A 16,120-nucleotide genomic window follows, 5' to 3' on the forward strand; every position below is an offset into this window, starting at 1 on the left:
CTTCCTATACGCCAGGCGTTAAGAAGGGGCCCCGCCTTACATCTCAGTGGGCGCCGAGGTGGGCGAGCAGGTCCTGGCGGGTCAGCACGCCCTTCGGCTTGCCGTCGACCAGCACCAGCGCCGCGTCGGCCTTCTCCAGCAGCCCGACCGCCTCGCTGACCGGCTGCCCGCCACCGATCATCGGCAGCGGCTCGCCCATGTGCCGCTCGATCGTGTCGTGCAGGTGCGCCTGGCCGGTGAAGAGCGCGTCGAGCAGGTCCCGCTCGGCGATCGAACCGGCCACCTCGCCGGTCACCACCGGCGGCTCGGCCTTGAGCACCGGGAGCTGCGAGACGCCGTATTCGCGCATGTAGTCGATGGCGTCGCGGACCGTCTCGGTCGGGTGGACGTGCACCAGCTCGGGCAGGCCGCCCGGCTTGCCGGCGAGCGCGTCGGCCACGGTCGGCTCGGTGCCCGAGTCGTCCAGGAAGCCGTAGCGGGCCATCCACTTGTCGTTGAAGATCTTCGACAGGTAGCCCCGGCCGCCGTCCGGCAGCAGCACCACGATCACGTCGTCCGGGCCGGCCTTGCGGGCCACCTCCAGCGCGCCCACCACGGCCATGCCGCAGGAGCCGCCGACCAGCAGCCCCTCCTCGCGGGCCAGCCGGCGGGTCATCTCGAAGGACTGCTTGTCGGACACCTCGACGATCTCGTCGGCGACCGAGCGGTCGTACGTCGTCGGCCAGAAGTCCTCACCGACGCCCTCGACCAGGTAGGGCCGGCCGGTGCCGCCGGAGTAGACCGAGCCCTCCGGGTCCGCCCCGACGACCTTGACCCGCCCCTCGGACGCCTCCTTGAGGTAGCGGCCGATGCCGGAGATGGTGCCGCCGGTGCCGACACCGGTGACGAAGTGGGTGATCTTCCCCTCGGTCTGTCGCCACAGCTCCGGGCCGGTGGTCTCGTAGTGCGAGCGCGGGTTGGCCGGGTTGCTGTACTGGTCGGGCTTCCACGCGCCGGGGATCTCCCGGGCCAGCCGGTCGGAGACGTTGTAGTAGGAGCGCGGGTCCTCCGGCGCCACGGCGGTCGGGCAGACCACCACCTCGGCGCCGTACGCCCGCAGCACGTCCTGCTTGTCCTGGCTGACCTTGTCGGGGCAGACGAAGACGCAGCGGTAGCCCTTGAGCTGGGCCACCAGGGCCAGCCCGACGCCGGTGTTGCCGCTGGTGGGCTCCACGATCGTGCCGCCCGGACCAAGGATGCCCGCCTTCTCGGCGTCCTCCACCATGCGCAGCGCGATCCGGTCCTTGACCGAGCCGCCCGGGTTGACGTATTCCACCTTCGCCAGCACGGTCGCCTGGATGCCCTCGGTGACGTTGCGCAGGCGGACCAGCGGGGTGTTGCCGATCAGCTCGACGACGTTGTCGTAGTACTGCACCTCGTTGTGCCCTTCGTCGCGCCGCCGGCTTCCGCGGCGGCCGGTCAGCCGGTGTCGCCGCCCAGCGTACGTGTCGTCAGGGCGCCACATGCCCCGGGATGACGGAGCTGCGACGCGCCTCCCACTCCAGGAACCGTTCGGTCTCGGCGAGCACGCTGCCGGCCAGCCAGGTGACCATCACCGCGTCGTCGGCCAGCCCGAAGATCGCCAGCGGGATCTCCGGCAACAGGTCGATCGGGGAGACGACGTACGCTGCCGCGCCGGCCATCAGCGCCAGCCGCAGCCCGCCGTCGTACTCTCCGCGGCTGGTGGCCCGGATCATCCGGGGCAGCGCCGCCAACCGGGCGCCGAGCGACGGCCCGCCGCGCGCCCCGGCCGCCAGTGCCCGGGCCAGCGCGGCGAACGCGGCGCTGCGCTTCAACGTCTTCCCCATGATTCCGCCCTTCTCCGCCGACCAGGGTGCGCCCCCGGGGCAAGCCCACCCCACAGGTACCCAGAACGGCCATCCGCCAGCCACCCGATCAAGGACAGCGACGGTCGTGCCGGCGCGATACTGTCGGCTCATGGGGGACGCTCGTTCCGTCGCGCCGGTCCGCTGGCAGCACGCCCGGCGGATCGCCCGCCTCGCGGCGATCGGCACGGGCGCCACGGTGGCGGCCACGGCCGCCACCGGAGGGGTGCTGCTCGGCCAGGCCCGGCAGGCCCGCCGCACCATCCCGATGGCCGAGGCGCCACCGCCCCGCTGCGACGGCGTCTACGGCGCGCGCTTCCCCGGCCGGCCGCTGACCATGGTCGTGCTGGGTGACTCCTCCGCCGCCGGCTACGGCGTGCACCGGCGACGCGAGACGCCCGGCTCGCTGCTGGCCACCGGGTTGTCCCGCCGCCTGCACCGGCCGGTCCGGCTGCACCGGTTCGCCGTGGTGGGCGCCCTGTCCGCCGGCCTGAAGCCGCAGGTCGAGTCCGCGTTGGAGGTCGCGCCGGACGTCGCCGTGGTGCTGGTCGGCGGCAACGACGTCACCAACCGCACCCCGCCGGCGGTGGCCGTGCGCTATCTGGTCGACGCGGTCCGCACCCTGCGCGCCGCCGGCTGCGAGGTGATCGTCGGCACCTGCCCCGACCTGGGCACGATCCGGCCGATCCAGCCGCCGCTGCGGTGGCTGGCCCGACGCTGGAGCCGCCAGCTCGCCGCCGCCCAGACGGTGGCCGTGGTGGAGGCGGGCGGCCGGACGGTCTCCCTGGGCGACCTGCTGGGGCCGCGGTTCGCCGCCGAGCCGGGCCGGATGTTCGCCTGGGACCGCTTCCACCCGTCCGCGGAGGGCTACGCCATGGCCGCGGCGGCGCTGCTGCCCACCGTGCTCTCCGCGCTGGGGGCGGTGCCCGAGCGCAGGCCTTCGCTCGTCGGCCTGGAAGGCGTACGGTCGCTCCCGGAGGCCGCCCACGAGGCGGCCCGGCACGCCGGCACGGAGGTGAGCGGCGCCCAGCTCCGGGGTCGCGACCGCGGGCCCGGCGGGCGGTGGGCCCAGCTGCGCCGGCGGGCCTTCTTCGGCGTCGGCGCGGTGCCCCCGACCGGCACCGCCGCCGACTCGGCCACGCTGGAGGGAACGGCATGAGCGAGTGCAGCGAGCGAATCGGCAGGCTCAGCGCGATGGTGCCTCATGGCGGCACGGAGCGAAGCGGAGTGGCGGCATGAGCGGATCGAGTGAGGCGGCCCGGTGGGGCCGGGCCGCGGCCCTGTCGCTGCTGGCCGGCACCGTGGGGGGCGCGGCGGTCCTCGCCGGCCAGGCCATCGCCGCCCGCAGCCGGGAGTACGCGCAACCCGAGCTGGGGCTCGTGCTGCGGGCCACGGTGGGCCGGGCCGCCGCGCCGCCGCTGCGGCTGGTGCTGCTCGGCGACTCGTCGGCGCTCGGGGTGGGCGTCGACCGCTTCGAGGAGACCATCGGCGGCCAGCTCGCCCACCTGCTCGCCGAGGGTCCGACCGGCCGGCGGGTGCACCTGTCCAGCGTCGGCGTCTCCGGGTCCCGCGCCACCGACCTGGCCACCCAGGTGGCCCGGGCGCTGCTCGGCGAGCGGCCCGACGTGGCGGTGGTGCTGATCGGGGCGAACGACGCCACCGCGCTGAGCCGCCCGGCCGACGCGGCGGCCTACCTCGGCTCGGCGGTGCGCCGGCTGCGCGAGGCCCACGTCGAGGTGGTCGTGGGCACCTGCCCCGACCTCGGCGCGGTACGCGCGGTCGCCGCCCCGCTGCGCCAGGTGCTCGGCTGGTCCGGGCGGCGGATGGCGCGGGCCCAGACGGTGGCCGTGCTCGACGCCGGGGGCACGGTGGTCGACCTGGGCACCGAGACCGGCCCGGTGTTCCGGGCCGACGCCGGCACGCTCTGCCACGACGGCTTCCACCCGTCCGCGGACGGCTACCGGGTCTGGGCGCACGCCCTGCTCCCGGCGGTCGAGGCGGCCGCCGCGGTCGCGTTCCGGCATCACCGGCGGCCGCCGGCGGGGTGACATTTCCCGCCCGGTGCGCGGCTTCCACGGCAAGTTACCCGCGGGTTAACGTTGGTTCATGCCGATTGAGTCGCCCCGCGACGCCGTCATCGTCGCCACCGCCCGGTCCCCCATCGGCCGGGCGTTCAAGGGTTCCCTGCGCGAGGTCCGCCCGGACGACCTCGCCGCCACCATCGTCCAGGCCGCGCTCGACAAGGTCCCGGCGCTCGATCCGACCACCATCGACGACCTCTACCTCGGGTGCGGGCTGCCCGGCGGTGAGCAGGGCTTCAACATGGCCCGGGTGGTCGCCACGCTGATGGGCCTGGACGGGCTGCCCGGGGCCACGCTGACCCGCTACTGCGCGTCCTCGCTGCAGACCACCCGGATGGCGATGCACGCGATCCGGGCCGGCGAGGGCGACGTGTTCGTCTCCGCCGGCGTGGAGATGGTCTCCCGGTACGCCCGGGGCAACTCGGACACCCTGCCGGCGGAGGCGAAGGCGCTGGTCGGCGGCGGCTGGGAGAACCCGCGCTTCGCCGAGGCGCACGAGCGGTCGAAGGCCCGCGCGCAGGGCGGCGCCGAGGTGTGGACCGATCCGCGGGAGGCCGGCGCGCTGCCGGACGTCTACCTCGCCATGGGGCAGACCGCGGAGAACCTGGCCCAGGTGTACGACGTCACCCGCGAGGACATGGACGCGTTCGGCGTCCGCAGCCAGAACCTCGCCGAGAAGGCGATCGCGGACGGCTTCTGGGCCCGCGAGATCACCCCGGTCACCACGCCGGACGGCACGGTGGTCGGCGCGGACGACGGCCCGCGTCCGGGGGTGACTCTGGAGGCGGTGTCCGGTCTCAAGCCGGTATTCCGCCCGGACGGCCGGATCACCGCCGGCAACTGCTGCCCGCTGAACGACGGCGCGGCCGCCGTGGTGATCATGAGCGCCGAGCGGGCGGCCGAGCTGGGGCTGACCCCGCTGGCCCGGATCGTCTCCACCGGCGTCACCGCGCTCTCCCCGGAGATCATGGGCCTCGGCCCGGTCGAGGCGTCGAGGCAGGCGCTGAAGCGGGCCGGCATGACCATCGACGACGTCGACCTGGTGGAGATCAACGAGGCGTTCGCCGCCCAGGTGATCCCGTCGTACCGGCAGCTCGGCATCCCGGAGGAGAAGCTGAACGTGGCGGGCGGCGCGATCGCGGTCGGCCACCCGTTCGGCATGACCGGCGCCCGGATCACCGGCACGCTGCTCAACGCGTTGGAGTGGCACGACAAGACCATCGGTCTGGAGACCATGTGCGTCGGCGGCGGCCAGGGCATGGCCATGGTGCTCGAACGACTGGGCTGAGCCCGGTTCACCCGCGCGCGGGCCGGGTACGGGAGGCCGCATGGCCACCGTCGTGGAGCGCGAGCGCAAGTACGCCGGCGACGAGGGTTTCCGGCTGCCCGACCTGACCGGGTGCGGTGGCGTCGTGACGGTGTCCGACGCCACCGCCTCGGATCTGGACGCCGTCTACTGGGACACCGGGGACCTGCGCCTGCTGCGCAGCGGGCACGCGCTGCGGCGGCGTACCGGCGGGCACGACGCGGGCTGGCACCTGAAGGTGGGCGCGGTCGGCGGCGCCCGGGTCGAGCACCGGTTCCCGGCCGGGGCCGCCGACGCCGGCCCGCCGCCCGAGCTGGCCGCGTTGATCCGCGGCGCGTCCCGGGGCCGGCCGGTGGCGCCGGCGACCCGGATCGTCAACCACCGCCGGGAGCGGCGGCTGTTGGACGCGGACGGCCGGGTGCTGGCCGAGGTGGCCGAGGACGACGTCCGCTCCGAGGACCTGGTCGACGGCACCACCCGGACCTGGCACGAGGTCGAGGTCGAGCTGGTCGACGGCGACGAGGAGCTGCTCGACGCGGTGGCCGCCCGGCTGGCCGCCGCCGGCGCCCGCGAGGTGCCGGTCAGCAAGTCCCACCGCGCGGTCGCCGCGCGCCTGGCCGGGTTCGACGACCGCCCGCCCACCGGCACGGCCGGGCCTGTCGTCGGGTACGCCCGGAAGCAGCGGGACGCGATTGTCGGCAACCACGCGGCGGCGTACCAGGGGGACGAGGACGCGGTCCACGACATGCGCGTCGCATCCCGCCGGCTGCGGGCGACCCTGCGCACGTTCCGTGGCCTGTGGGACCGGCGCGAGAGCGAGGCGGTCCGCGCCGAGCTGCGACGGCTCGGCGGGGAACTGGGCCGGGTGCGCGACATCCAGGTGATGGCCGTCCGGCTCGACAGGGCGGTGCACGGCCTGCCGGACGAGCTGGTGCTCGGCCCGGTCGCCGCCCGGCTCGGCGAGCGGTTCGCCGCCGATCTGGCCGAGTCGACCGTCGCGCTGCGGGCGGCCCTGGACGACGATCGTCACCCCGACCTGCTGACCCGCCTGGACCGGCTGCTCGACGGCCCGACGCGCGAGGTCGACCGCCGCTGGGTGGACCGCCGGATCCGACGCGCGGTGCGCCGGGCCGACTCCCGGCTGGACGCGGCGCTCGCCGTCGACGGGCCGGCCGGCGACGACGCCCTGCACGAGGCGCGCAAGAAGTACAAGGCCGCCCGGTACGCGGTCGAGGTCCGGAAGGCCGCCGTGGGCCGGCCGGCCGCCCGGCTGGTGAAGCGGTTCAAGGCGTTGCAGGACCTGCTCGGCACGCACCAGGACTCGGTGGTGACCCGGGAGGTGCTGCGCCGCCACGCGCTGCGGGCGTACGCCGAGGGCGAGAACACGTTCACCTACGGTCTGTTGCACGCCCGCCAGGCCGAGGCGGCCGGGCACGACCGGCCGGCGGTGCTGCGGGCCCGGGACCGGACCCGGCGACGCGCGGTACGCCGCTGGCTGAGCCGCTGACCGGCTGCCGGGCGTCTGCGACGGCCTCCGCCTCGCCCCGACGGTGTGTTTCTCCCCGCCTGTCGAGCTGATGGCAGAAACGACTCACATCGTGACCGCCGTGGGCGCACGGCCGTGCGCCCGCGCCCCACGACGCCCGGCGGGGTGAGTCGTTGCCGATATCAGCTCGACAGGCACCCGTGCAGGTATGTCGGGGCGGCGCAACCGGCCGCCCATCGACAAGCGTGCGGTCCCATCCTGGGGCAGCGCGGCCGACCGCCCACCCTCAAGCGTGCTGTCCCACCCGTTCGCGGCCGGTGATCCACCAGAGCTAGAGGGCGGCGCGGGTGCGGGTCACCGCGTCGACGGCTCCGGCCAGCACCGGCTCCGGCGGGGCGGCCAGGGTCAGGTCGGCGGCGACGACCCGGAGCTGGTCGGGCAGGGCCAGGTCGCTGGGCAGCCGGGGCACCTCCCGGCGCGGCTCACCGGCCGCGTCGGCGGCCAGGTTGGCGATCTCCTGCACCAGCTTGTGCACCAGGTCGGCCCGGGACACGTTGCCGCCCTCGGCCGTTGCCGACCAGCGCGGCTGCTGCCAGTGCCCGACCTGTCGGACCAGCAGGGTCACCGCCCGGTCCAGTTCCGCTGCGCTCATCACCGCCGAGTCTACGAGGGTGATGAGCGCAGCGGGCGGGTCAGTCGTCGCCCTGGAAGTAGCTGAGCAGCCGCAGGATCTCGATGTAGAGCCAGACCAGGCCGACCACGATGCCGAACGCGGCGGTCCAGGAGTAGCGCTGCGGGAGGCCCATCCGGACCCCCTCCTCGATGTCGGCGAAGTTGAGCACGAAGCTCAGCGACGCCACCACGATGCAGACCAGGCTGAAGCCGATCGCCAGCGGGCTGCCGTCACGCAGGTGCGTGTTCACACCGAACAGCGACAGCACCAGGTTGACCAGCATCACACCGAACAGGCCGGCGATGATCGCCACCATGATCCGGGCGAACTTCGGGGTGGCCCGGATGATCCGCGCCTTGTAGATCATGGCCATCAGGAAGAAGACGCCGAAGGTGGCCGCCACCGCCTGGAGCACGATGCCGTCGTAGAGCGAGTTGAACGCCTTGCTGACCATGCCGACGAAGACGCCCTCGACGATCGAGTACGTCACCACGAGCGCCGGGTTGGCCATCCGGGAGAACGAGATGATCAGGCCGAGCACCAGGCCGACCACCGCGGCGCCGATCCAGGCGACGCCGACCAGGGCGTCCGGCACGAGCACCCAGGCCGCGGCGGCCGAGGCGCCGAGGATGGCGAGCATGAGGACCGTCTTGACGACCACGTCGTCGAGGGTCATCGGGGTCACCGCGGGCGGCGCCACCGGCTGGCCGTAGCCACCCGGGTAGGGCTGCTGCGGCGGGTACTGCTGGGGGTATCCGGGCTGACCGTACGGCCCGGGCTGGGCGTACCCGGCCGCCCGCTCACGCTCGGCCGCCTGGCCGAGCCGGGCGAGCACCGGGTTCGAGGTCTTCACTTCTCAGGCCTCCCTCAGAGGTCGATCGCACGTAGACGTGCGCCTTAAAGGGTAGACGGGACCGTGACACGGCGCGTCGCGCCAAGCTGTGGGAAAGCTGAGAGTTGGTCCGTGCCCGGGGCGGGGGTCGAACCCGCACGCCTTGCGGCAGCCGCTTTTAAGGCGGCCGTGTCTGCCGTTCCACCACCCGGGCGGGTGACACCGGCGCGCCGACACGCGCGGGTGCAGATCTCACCGTAGCGGCTGCGCCGCGCGTCGGCGTACCCCGGCGGGTGCGGTCGATAGGGTCGGGGCCGTGACCAGCGCCGCCCGCGCGGCCTCCGGGCCCGACCGTGACGAGGAGGTCCGCACCGCGCCGGCGGTCGCCACCGGGCGGGCGGCCCGGCTGCGGGCCGCCGCCCGCCGGCACCGGGCCGACCTGCTGGTCGGGCTGCTGTTCGTGGCGTTCGCCGGCTGGCTCACCCAGGGCCTGTGGCCGGCGCCGGGCACCCGGATGCTCGCCCTCAACCCCGCCGACCAGACCCTCTACGAGTGGTTCCTGGCCCTCGACGCGCGGGCCCTGCACGGCGAGATCACCCTGGTCACCGACCGGCTCAACGCGCCCGACGGCGTCAACCTGATGGCCAACACCTCGGTCCTCGCGCTCGGCGTGCTGCTCGCCCCGGTCACGTGGGCGTTCGGCGCACCGGTCACGTTCGCGCTGCTGGTCGCCGGTAACCTGGCCGGCACCGCGGTCGCCTGGTACCTGCTGTTCACCCGGGCGCTGCGCGCCCACCGGCTCGCCGCCGGGCTCGGCGCGGCGCTCTGCGGCTTCGGGCCGGGCATGGTCTCGCAGAGCAACGGTCACCTGCACATGACCGCGCAGTGGCTGGTCCCGGTCCTGGTCTGGCTGGTGGTGCGACTGCTGCGCGCCGCCGACCCGGCCGGCCGGACGGACGGCCCGGACCGCCGCCGGATGGCCTCGTCGGCGGTCGCGCTGGCGCTCACCGTCATCGTCGGCGTCTTCGTCGGCGAGGAGGTGCTGTTCCTCACCGCGCTCACCCTGGCCGTGATGGCCGTCGCGTACGGGCTGGCCGACCGGGACCTGGCGCGACGGGCCCTGCCCGGTTTCGCCGGCGGGGTGCTCTGCGCCGCCGGGCTGGCGCTGCTGGTGCTGGCGTACCCGCTCTGGGTGCAGTTCGCCGGCCCGCAGGGCGTCGCGGACGGGATGTTCCCGGCGACCTACTTCTCCGCCGACCTGGCCGGCTGGACCCGGCTCTCCGCGCTGACGGTGCTCGGCCGCCCGGACGCGGTCCGGCTGACCACCGGCCCGGCCGAGTTCACCACGTTCCTGGGCTGGCCGCTGCTGCTGGTGGCGGCCGGGTGCGCGGTCTGGTCGGGGCGGCGACCGCTGGTGCTCGCCACCGTGGCCGGGGCGCTCGTCATGGCCGCGCTCGCACTCGGCCCGGAGGTCGTGGCCGGTGGGGAGCGCACCGGCGTGCCCGGCCCGTACGCGCTGCTGGAGGGGCTGCCGGTGGTGGACGGCGCGCTGCCCACCCGCTTCGCCCTGGCGGTGCTGCCGCTGGTCGGCACCGTGCTCACGCTCGCCGTGCACCGGGCGCTGCACGAGCCGGGCCCGGCCCGGAAGCTGGTGCCGTTCGCGGTCGGCGCGGCGCTGCTCAGCGTCTTCCCCACGCCGCTGCCCACCGTCGACCGGCCGCCGCTGCCCGAGTTCGTCACCGGCGGGCACTGGCGGCAGTGCGTCCACCCGGGCGGGGTGCTGGTGCCGGTGCCCACGGCCACCCCGCAGCAGCCCGGACCGATGCGCTGGGCCACCGCCGCCGGCGTCGGATTCGGCATGCCGGAGGGCTTCTTCATCGGCCCGTACGGGCGCGACGGCTCGGCCACCATGGGCACCTGGCAGCGCCCCACCTCGGCCCTGCTCGCCGACGTGGCCCGGCGGGGTGTGACGCCGGCGGTCGGCGACCGGCAGCGCCGCCAGGCCGTCCGCGACGTCGACGCCTGGGGCGCGTCCTGCGTCGCGCTGACCGACGACGCCCCGCACGCGCCGGCGCTGCGGCAGACCCTGGAGGCGCTCTTCGGTCCGGGCACCCGGACCGCCGACGCGTGGACCTGGCGCTTCTGACCGCGGACACGGCGAAGGGCCCGTCCCGGACGGGACGGGCCCTTTCGCGACGACTCAGACGCGCGCCGCGCCGACCGGCGGGGCGGACGCCTCGGAGAACTCCTCGCGCGGGTCGTGCAACTGGCCCAGGGCGACCACCTCACGCTTGAGGAAGAACGCCAGCGACCAGTCGACCACCACCCGGACCTTGCGGTTGAACGAGGGGATCCGCGACATGTGGTACGTCCGGTGCATGAACCACGCCGGCCAGCCGGTCATCTTGACGCCGTAGACCTGCGCCACGCCCTTGTGCAGGCCGAGGCTGGCCACGCTGCCGACGTGCTTGTGCTTGTAGTCGACCGGCTCGCGCCCGCGGACCACGTTGGCGATGTTGTCGGCCATCCGGGCCGCCTGCCGCACCGCGTGCTGGGCGCTCGGCGAGCAGAAGTTGCCCGGCTCCTTAGTGAGGTCCGGCACGGCCGCGCAGTCGCCGGCGCTCCAGGCGCCCTCGATCACCCGGTCGCCGTCCACGATCTGCAGCGTGGGCCGGCAGGTCACCCGACGCCGCTCGTCGCGCGGGAAGTCGGTGGCGTCAAGCATCGGCGACGGCTTCACGCCGGCGGTCCAGACGATGGTGTCGGACGGGAAGCTGTCGCCGTCGGAGAGCTTGACCACCCCGTCGACGCAGGACTCCAGGCGGGTGTCCAGCCGGATGTCCATGTTCCGCTTCAGCAACTGCTGGACGGTGTAGGCGCCCATGTCCCGGTCGACCTCGGGCAGCACCCGCTGGGTCGCCTCGACCAGCACCCAGCGCATCTCCTCCGGCTTCAGCTCGGGGTAGTAGCGCAGCGCGTCGCGGGCCATGTCCTCCATCTCGGCGAGCGCCTCGATGCCGGCGTAGCCACCACCGACGAAGGTGAACGTCAGCGCCCGGCTACGGACCTCCGGGTCGGTCGTGGCGGCCGCCACGTCGAGCCGGTCCAGCACGTGGTTGCGCAGGAAGATCGCCTCGCCGATGGTCTTGAACCCGATGCCGTTCTCGTGCAGGCCGGGAATCGGCAGGGTGCGGGACACCGAGCCGGGGGCGACCACCACGTGGTCGTACGGGATCTCCCGGGCCGGGCCGCTGATCGGCTGCACCACGGCGGTCTTCCGCTCGTGGTCGATCCGGGTGACCGTGCCGGCCACCACCGTGCACTTGCGCAACTCCCGCCGCAGCGGCACCACAGCGTGCCGCGGGGAGATGTTGCCGGCCGAAGCCTCCGGGAGGAACGGCTGGTACGTCATGTGCGGCTGCGGGTCGACGACGACGACCTCGGCCTCACGGGAGCTCAGCTTCTTGGACAGGCGCAGAGCGGCGTACAGGCCAACGTGCCCGGCACCCACGACAAGGATCCGCTTCGGATTCACGCCATCCATCTTTCCCCGGGCGGCTCCGGTAATACCGCGCGAGACCCCCTTCTGTGACGGAGCACAACCGGTGTGACCTGCGCAACGCCCCGCCGCGTCCCGTCATCTGCGACGCAGGAGCCACCCCAGCAGCGCGCTCAGGCCCACCGCGACCAGCAGCCCGGCCACGGTCGCCGCCTGCGAGGCGCCGACGTCGCCGATCCCGCCGAGCCAGGCCAGCACGACGCCGAGCACGGCGCTGGCCAGCACCACCCCGCCGGCCCGCGCCAGCCACCGCAGCACCAGGTCCGGGTCGATCAGCCCGTCGTAGGGCAGCAGCGCGGCCAGCGCGCAGAGCGTGTGCCCCAGGTAGAGCAGCGTCGCCACGGCGAGCAGCCGCCACAGCGCCGGCGGCCGGTCGTAGCCGAGCGTGGCCAGCAGCCAGCCGCCGACCGTCACCAGCGCGGCGAAGGTCGGCCAGAGCCGGCGCGGCCCGACCGCCGGCAGCACCGCGGCCACCGCCAGGGCCAGCAGCGACCGCGGGGCGAGCATCTGCACCGGGTACGCGAGCAGGAAGCCGGCCAGCACGACCAGGAAGATGCCGCCGCGCACCAGCAGCGGCAGCGCGCTCACCCGCGCGGCCCGATAGCGCACCGCACGGACCCGTTCGACGATCGCGTTCATCGGGCTCCCACCCTCGGGGCGGTCGCCAGCCTCGACACGTCCCGCAGCACCTCGTCCAGGCTGCCCGCGCCGGCCCAGCGCACCACCGGCACCCCGTGCTCCCGGAGCTGGCCGATCATCGTGTCCCGGTCCAGCCGCCACAGCCGGTACGCCACCTCGGCCCAGCCCCGGTCCTTCGGCACCGGCAGCTCGGCCGGCAGCGTGTCCACCGCGACCACGAACCGCCCGCCGCGGGCCAGCCGGGCCAGCATCTGCGCCGACCGCTCGTCGAGCAGCGGGGTGAGCACCACCACCAGCGCGTCCGAGGAGAGCACCTGCGGACCGAACACCTGGTCGTACGGCTCGTGCGGGGAGGAGTCGGCGTGCACGTCCAGCAGCCACTCCAGCACGGTGACGTACTGCCGGCGGCCGGTCGCCGGGCGCAACCGTCGGGCCGACGGGCCGTACTCCAGCAGCGCCACCCGGTCGCCCCGGTGCAGGTAGTGCTCGGCGATCGCGGCGGCGGCCCGGACCGTGGTGTCGAGCACCGACGCCGGCCCGCGTACGCCGCCGGAGCGGCCCGCCTCGGCCAGCACGTCCAGCAGCACCACGACCTCGGCGTCCCGGTCGGAGAGGGTGGCCGCGACGTGCAGTTGACGGGCCCGCAGCGACACCCGCCAGTCGATGCGGCGCAGCCGGTCCCCGGGCGCGAAGACGCGTACCCCGGCCAGCTCGCCGCCCTCCCCCGGCCGCCGCGACCGGTGGCCGCCGACCAGCCCGGCGGCCCGGGGCATCGCCTCGACCGCGTCGAACGGCTCGGTGCGCGGATAGACCCGGGCCCGGATCGAGTCGGTGATCACCGCGCGGGACATCAGCAGCCCGTCGGCGGCGGCGACCCGGACGCCGGCCGGGCCGAACGGGTGGCGGCCCCACCGCATCGCGGTGCCGGTCAGCTCCAGGTCGACGGCGCTGCCCCGGGGAACCGAGGTGACGAACGGCCGGTCCGCGCCGCCGGACCGGCTCACGTCCAGCCCGGCACCGCCGAAACCGACCTGCTCCACCCGCAGCCAGTGCGACATCCGGGTCCGCACCACCGCCACGTCGTAGCCGATCAGGTCCGGGTTGGCGACCGCCACCGTGGCGGCCATCGGTGAACCCTCGACCAGGTGGGTGTCGGCGACGCTCAACTCCAGCTCGGGCTGGGCGGCCGGGCGGCGACGCAACGCGTACGCGGTGCCCAGCGCGAACGGCGTGGCCAGCACCACCAGGTCGATCCGGCCGAGCAGCACCGCCGCGACGATCAGCACGCCGGTGAGCAGCACGGCCCGGCCGAGCGCCCAGGTGGGCGCCCAGCCGCCCGCCGGCTCGGCCCGCGCGTCCATCAGCGCCCGGCGGCGTAGCTGGGCAGCGCGCCGCTGGCCGGTGCGGGCGTCGACTCGAGCACCTCGCCGACCACGAACGACGGGTCGACCCGGCGCAGCCACATCTCCGGGCGCAGCGTGATCCGGTGCGCCAGGGCCGGCGCGGCGACCGCCTTCACGTCCTCCGGCACCACGTAGTCCCGGTTGGCGAGCACCGCCCGCACCCGGGACAGCAGCAGCAGCGCCAGCGAACCGCGCGGCGACGCGCCGACCAGCACGGACGGGTGCTCCCGGGTGGCCGCGGTGAGCGCCACGACGTAGCGGCCGATCGAGTCCTCGACGACCACGTCCTCCAGCGCGGCCTGCATGGCGCGCACTGTGCCGGCGTCCACCACCGGCTTGATCTCCGCCTCCTCGCGGCGGCGGGCGATGCGCCGGCGCAGCACCTCCCACTCCTCGTCGTGGTTCGGGTAGCCGAAGGAGACGCGCAGCAGGAACCGGTCGAGCTGCGCCTCGGGCAGCGGGTAGGTGCCCTCGTACTCGATCGGGTTGGCGGTGGCCAGCACGTGGAACGGCTCGTCCAGCCGGTAGGTCACGCCCTCCACCGAGACCTGCTTCTCCTGCATCGCCTCCAGCAGCGCCGACTGGGTCTTCGGCGGCGTCCGGTTGATCTCGTCGGCGAGCAGCAGGTTGGTGAAGAGCGGGCCGGCGCGGAAGGAGAAGTCGCCGCTGCTCTGGTCGTAGAGGAACGAGCCGGTGACGTCGGCGGGCAGCAGGTCCGGGGTGAACTGGAGCCGGCGGAAGTCCAGCCCGAGCGCCTGCGCGAAGCAGCGCGCGGTGAGCGTCTTGCCCAGGCCGGGCAGGTCCTCCAGCAGCACGTGACCGCCGGCGAGGATGCCGGCCAGCACCAGCTCCAACGCCTCGCGCTTGCCGACCACGACGGTGCCGACCGCGTCCAGGACGGCCCGGGCGAGCCGGCCCACCTCGGCGGGGGGCATGCTCCGGTCCACGTCGTTCATCAGAGTTTCTCCAGTTCGGCGACGATCGCCGCGAGGTCGCGCGGCGACGGGGGGCGGCGGGCGGGAGTGCCGAGGAACGTCCACAGCGGCTCGCCCAGCAGGGCGCGGGCGCGCGCCGGGTCGGACTCGCGGGTCACGCCGTGCCGCTGGCGCAGCCGCTCGTCGGCCAGCTCACCCAGCCGGGGCAACACCCGCTCGGTGAACCGCTCCCGATTGTCGGTGCACCAGTCCAGCGGCCGTTCCCAGCCGTTGATGGCGGTCCGCAGCGCGTCCCGGGCGGACCAGTTCCAGGTGCCGGGTTCCTCCCCGGCGGGGACCCGGGCGCCGGCGCGGGGCGGCGGCGGGGGCGACAACGCGGCGGTGACCCGGCGTACGGCGAGCACGGCGAGCACGCCCGCCACGACGATCCAGATCGGCACCCGCAGGCCGACGGCGCGCAGGACGACCAGGATCACCGCCACGACGGCGGCGGTCACCAGCACGGTCCGCAGCAGCCCCCGCGCCCGGCCGCCGGACGGCCGTTCGGCCTGGCCGGTGGGCTCCTCGCCGGAGCCGAGCAGGTCGTCGATGCTGGTGCTCACGCCGGGCCGACCTCCCCCGCCGCCACGCTGGTCAGCTCGCCGCGCAACCGGCGCAGCGCCGCCCGGGCCTGGTCGCGGGTGCGCTCGTCGACGTCCCGGGTGGCGTAGCGGGCCTCCCGGTAGACGTGCGCGAACCCGTCCAGCACGTCGGCGCTGGCGATCGCCGGGATGCCCGCCTCCGGGTCGCCGCGCAGCAACCGGCTGACCAGGTCGGTGGGGGTGTCACCGGTCTGCCGGGGCACCCCGGCGTCCTCGGCGGCCTCCTCCAGCCGCACCCAGCAGGCGATCACCGCGGTCCGTGGGTCGGTGGCGCGGTCGTCCAACTCCTCCAGCCCGGCGTCCAGCGCGGCCACCACCTCGCGGGCGGTGCCCTCGGCGCTGCGCCGGGTGCGCCGGACCGGCACCACGCGGGTGGTCCGGCGCAGCGCGCCGCGCAGCACGCTGTAGAGCACGTAGCCGACGGCGGCCAGCACGATCGTGAAGAGCAGCGCCACCGCGGCGGTGCCCAACCAGTCGGGCACCCCGCCTTCGGAGGGCACGCCCGCCTCCCGCGGCTCGACCGCGATCGAGGGCGGCGCCTCGGACGGATATTCCGGGACGTACGGGACGTTGTCCACGGGCGGGATCCGGCTGGCGCCGATGGCGGAGTGGCCGGCGGCGAGCGCGGCGACCGCGAGCAGCGCCGTCACCGCGACGACCGGCCACCACCTGCGCAGCACGCCGAAATCCATCCCACCGC

Annotated in this window: 15 protein-coding genes and 1 tRNA gene; 5 read left to right on the forward strand and 11 right to left on the reverse strand. The window is 74.9% G+C overall.

Going from position 1 to position 16,120, the window contains the following annotated elements; all coding sequences use genetic code 11:
* Positions 1-43 precede the first annotated feature (43 nt).
* Positions 44-1,414, reverse strand: a complete 1,371-nt coding sequence (locus H1D33_RS19805; RefSeq protein WP_181571729.1) for a cystathionine beta-synthase — start codon at positions 1,412-1,414, stop codon at positions 44-46.
* Between the two features lie 76 nt (positions 1,415-1,490).
* Positions 1,491-1,847 (reverse strand): YkvA family protein, encoded by a 357-nt coding sequence (locus tag H1D33_RS19810; RefSeq protein ID WP_181571728.1) that lies wholly within the window; start codon positions 1,845-1,847, stop codon positions 1,491-1,493.
* Positions 1,848-1,977: 130 nt separating this feature from the next.
* On the opposite strand from H1D33_RS19810, the gene H1D33_RS19815 reads away from it, so the two are divergent.
* The 4 genes from H1D33_RS19815 to H1D33_RS19830 all read left to right on the forward strand — a co-directional run bounded on the left by H1D33_RS19815 (position 1,978) and on the right by H1D33_RS19830 (position 6,759).
* Positions 1,978-3,024 (forward strand): SGNH/GDSL hydrolase family protein, encoded by a 1,047-nt coding sequence (locus tag H1D33_RS19815; protein ID WP_181571727.1) that lies wholly within the window; start codon positions 1,978-1,980, stop codon positions 3,022-3,024.
* 76 nt (positions 3,025-3,100) lie between these two features.
* Positions 3,101-3,913, forward strand: coding sequence for an SGNH/GDSL hydrolase family protein (locus H1D33_RS19820; protein ID WP_181571726.1), 813 nt, complete (start codon positions 3,101-3,103; stop codon positions 3,911-3,913).
* Positions 3,914-3,971: 58 nt separating this feature from the next.
* Positions 3,972-5,234, forward strand: a complete 1,263-nt coding sequence (locus tag H1D33_RS19825; protein ID WP_181571725.1) for an acetyl-CoA C-acetyltransferase — start codon at positions 3,972-3,974, stop codon at positions 5,232-5,234.
* 40 nt (positions 5,235-5,274) lie between these two features.
* On the forward strand, positions 5,275-6,759 hold the full coding sequence (locus H1D33_RS19830) for a CYTH and CHAD domain-containing protein (protein WP_181571724.1): 1,485 nt from the start codon (positions 5,275-5,277) through the stop codon (positions 6,757-6,759).
* Positions 6,760-7,069: 310 nt separating this feature from the next.
* Here H1D33_RS19830 and H1D33_RS19835 read toward each other — a convergent pair whose 3' ends face one another.
* From H1D33_RS19835 to H1D33_RS19845, 3 genes are all read right to left on the reverse strand, one after another.
* Complete coding sequence (locus H1D33_RS19835) at positions 7,070-7,390, reverse strand: hypothetical protein (protein ID WP_181571723.1); 321 nt, start codon at positions 7,388-7,390, stop codon at positions 7,070-7,072.
* 40 nt (positions 7,391-7,430) lie between these two features.
* On the reverse strand, positions 7,431-8,264 hold the full coding sequence (locus H1D33_RS19840; RefSeq protein WP_181571722.1) for a Bax inhibitor-1/YccA family protein: 834 nt from the start codon (positions 8,262-8,264) through the stop codon (positions 7,431-7,433).
* A gap of 112 nt (positions 8,265-8,376) precedes the next feature.
* Positions 8,377-8,457 (reverse strand) — tRNA-Leu (locus H1D33_RS19845).
* A 102-nt stretch (positions 8,458-8,559) separates the two neighbouring features.
* Between H1D33_RS19845 and H1D33_RS19850 the strand changes: the two genes are divergently transcribed.
* A complete protein-coding gene (locus H1D33_RS19850) occupies positions 8,560-10,389 on the forward strand; it encodes a hypothetical protein (protein ID WP_181571721.1) in 1,830 nt (609 codons plus the stop codon).
* 54 nt (positions 10,390-10,443) lie between these two features.
* On the opposite strand, the gene H1D33_RS19855 is transcribed toward H1D33_RS19850, so the two are convergent.
* The 6 genes from H1D33_RS19855 to H1D33_RS19880 all read right to left on the reverse strand — a co-directional run bounded on the left by H1D33_RS19855 (position 10,444) and on the right by H1D33_RS19880 (position 16,112).
* Positions 10,444-11,778: an NAD(P)/FAD-dependent oxidoreductase gene (locus H1D33_RS19855; RefSeq protein WP_181571720.1), complete on the reverse strand. Its 1,335-nt coding sequence runs from the start codon at positions 11,776-11,778 to the stop codon at positions 10,444-10,446.
* A 102-nt stretch (positions 11,779-11,880) separates the two neighbouring features.
* Entirely contained in the window at positions 11,881-12,441 is a 561-nt protein-coding gene (locus H1D33_RS19860) for a hypothetical protein (RefSeq protein WP_181571719.1), read from the reverse strand.
* Complete coding sequence (locus H1D33_RS19865; protein ID WP_181571718.1) at positions 12,438-13,802, reverse strand: DUF58 domain-containing protein; 1,365 nt, start codon at positions 13,800-13,802, stop codon at positions 12,438-12,440. The genes H1D33_RS19860 and H1D33_RS19865 overlap by 4 nt, the downstream gene beginning before the upstream one ends.
* Positions 13,802-14,800 (reverse strand): AAA family ATPase, encoded by a 999-nt coding sequence (locus tag H1D33_RS19870; RefSeq protein ID WP_181571717.1) that lies wholly within the window; start codon positions 14,798-14,800, stop codon positions 13,802-13,804. The genes H1D33_RS19865 and H1D33_RS19870 overlap by 1 nt, the downstream gene beginning before the upstream one ends.
* A complete protein-coding gene (locus H1D33_RS19875; protein WP_181571716.1) occupies positions 14,800-15,381 on the reverse strand; it encodes a hypothetical protein in 582 nt (193 codons plus the stop codon). The genes H1D33_RS19870 and H1D33_RS19875 overlap by 1 nt, the downstream gene beginning before the upstream one ends.
* Positions 15,378-16,112: a DUF4129 domain-containing protein gene (locus H1D33_RS19880; RefSeq protein ID WP_181571715.1), complete on the reverse strand. Its 735-nt coding sequence runs from the start codon at positions 16,110-16,112 to the stop codon at positions 15,378-15,380. Before H1D33_RS19880 ends, H1D33_RS19875 begins: the two co-directional genes overlap by 4 nt.
* Positions 16,113-16,120 lie beyond the last annotated feature (8 nt).

This window comes from Micromonospora ferruginea (assembly GCF_013694245.2).
In the GTDB taxonomy this organism is placed as follows: domain Bacteria; phylum Actinomycetota; class Actinomycetes; order Mycobacteriales; family Micromonosporaceae; genus Micromonospora; species Micromonospora robiginosa.

Bases quoted from the DNA above. Each gene is read 5' to 3' on its own strand.
- H1D33_RS19810 (WP_181571728.1), bottom strand. From the start codon at position 1,847: ATGGGGAAGACGTTGAAGCGCAGCGCCGCGTTCGCCGCGCTGGCCCGG.
- H1D33_RS19815 (WP_181571727.1), top strand. From the start codon at position 1,978: ATGGGGGACGCTCGTTCCGTCGCGCCGGTCCGCTGGCAGCACGCCCGG.
- H1D33_RS19820 (WP_181571726.1), top strand. From the start codon at position 3,101: ATGAGCGGATCGAGTGAGGCGGCCCGGTGGGGCCGGGCCGCGGCCCTG.
- H1D33_RS19825 (WP_181571725.1), top strand. From the start codon at position 3,972: ATGCCGATTGAGTCGCCCCGCGACGCCGTCATCGTCGCCACCGCCCGG.
- H1D33_RS19830 (WP_181571724.1), top strand. From the start codon at position 5,275: ATGGCCACCGTCGTGGAGCGCGAGCGCAAGTACGCCGGCGACGAGGGT.
- H1D33_RS19835 (WP_181571723.1), bottom strand. From the start codon at position 7,390: ATGAGCGCAGCGGAACTGGACCGGGCGGTGACCCTGCTGGTCCGACAG.
- H1D33_RS19860 (WP_181571719.1), bottom strand. From the start codon at position 12,441: ATGAACGCGATCGTCGAACGGGTCCGTGCGGTGCGCTATCGGGCCGCG.
- H1D33_RS19865 (WP_181571718.1), bottom strand. From the start codon at position 13,802: ATGGACGCGCGGGCCGAGCCGGCGGGCGGCTGGGCGCCCACCTGGGCG.
- H1D33_RS19870 (WP_181571717.1), bottom strand. From the start codon at position 14,800: ATGAACGACGTGGACCGGAGCATGCCCCCCGCCGAGGTGGGCCGGCTC.
- H1D33_RS19880 (WP_181571715.1), bottom strand. From the start codon at position 16,112: ATGGATTTCGGCGTGCTGCGCAGGTGGTGGCCGGTCGTCGCGGTGACG.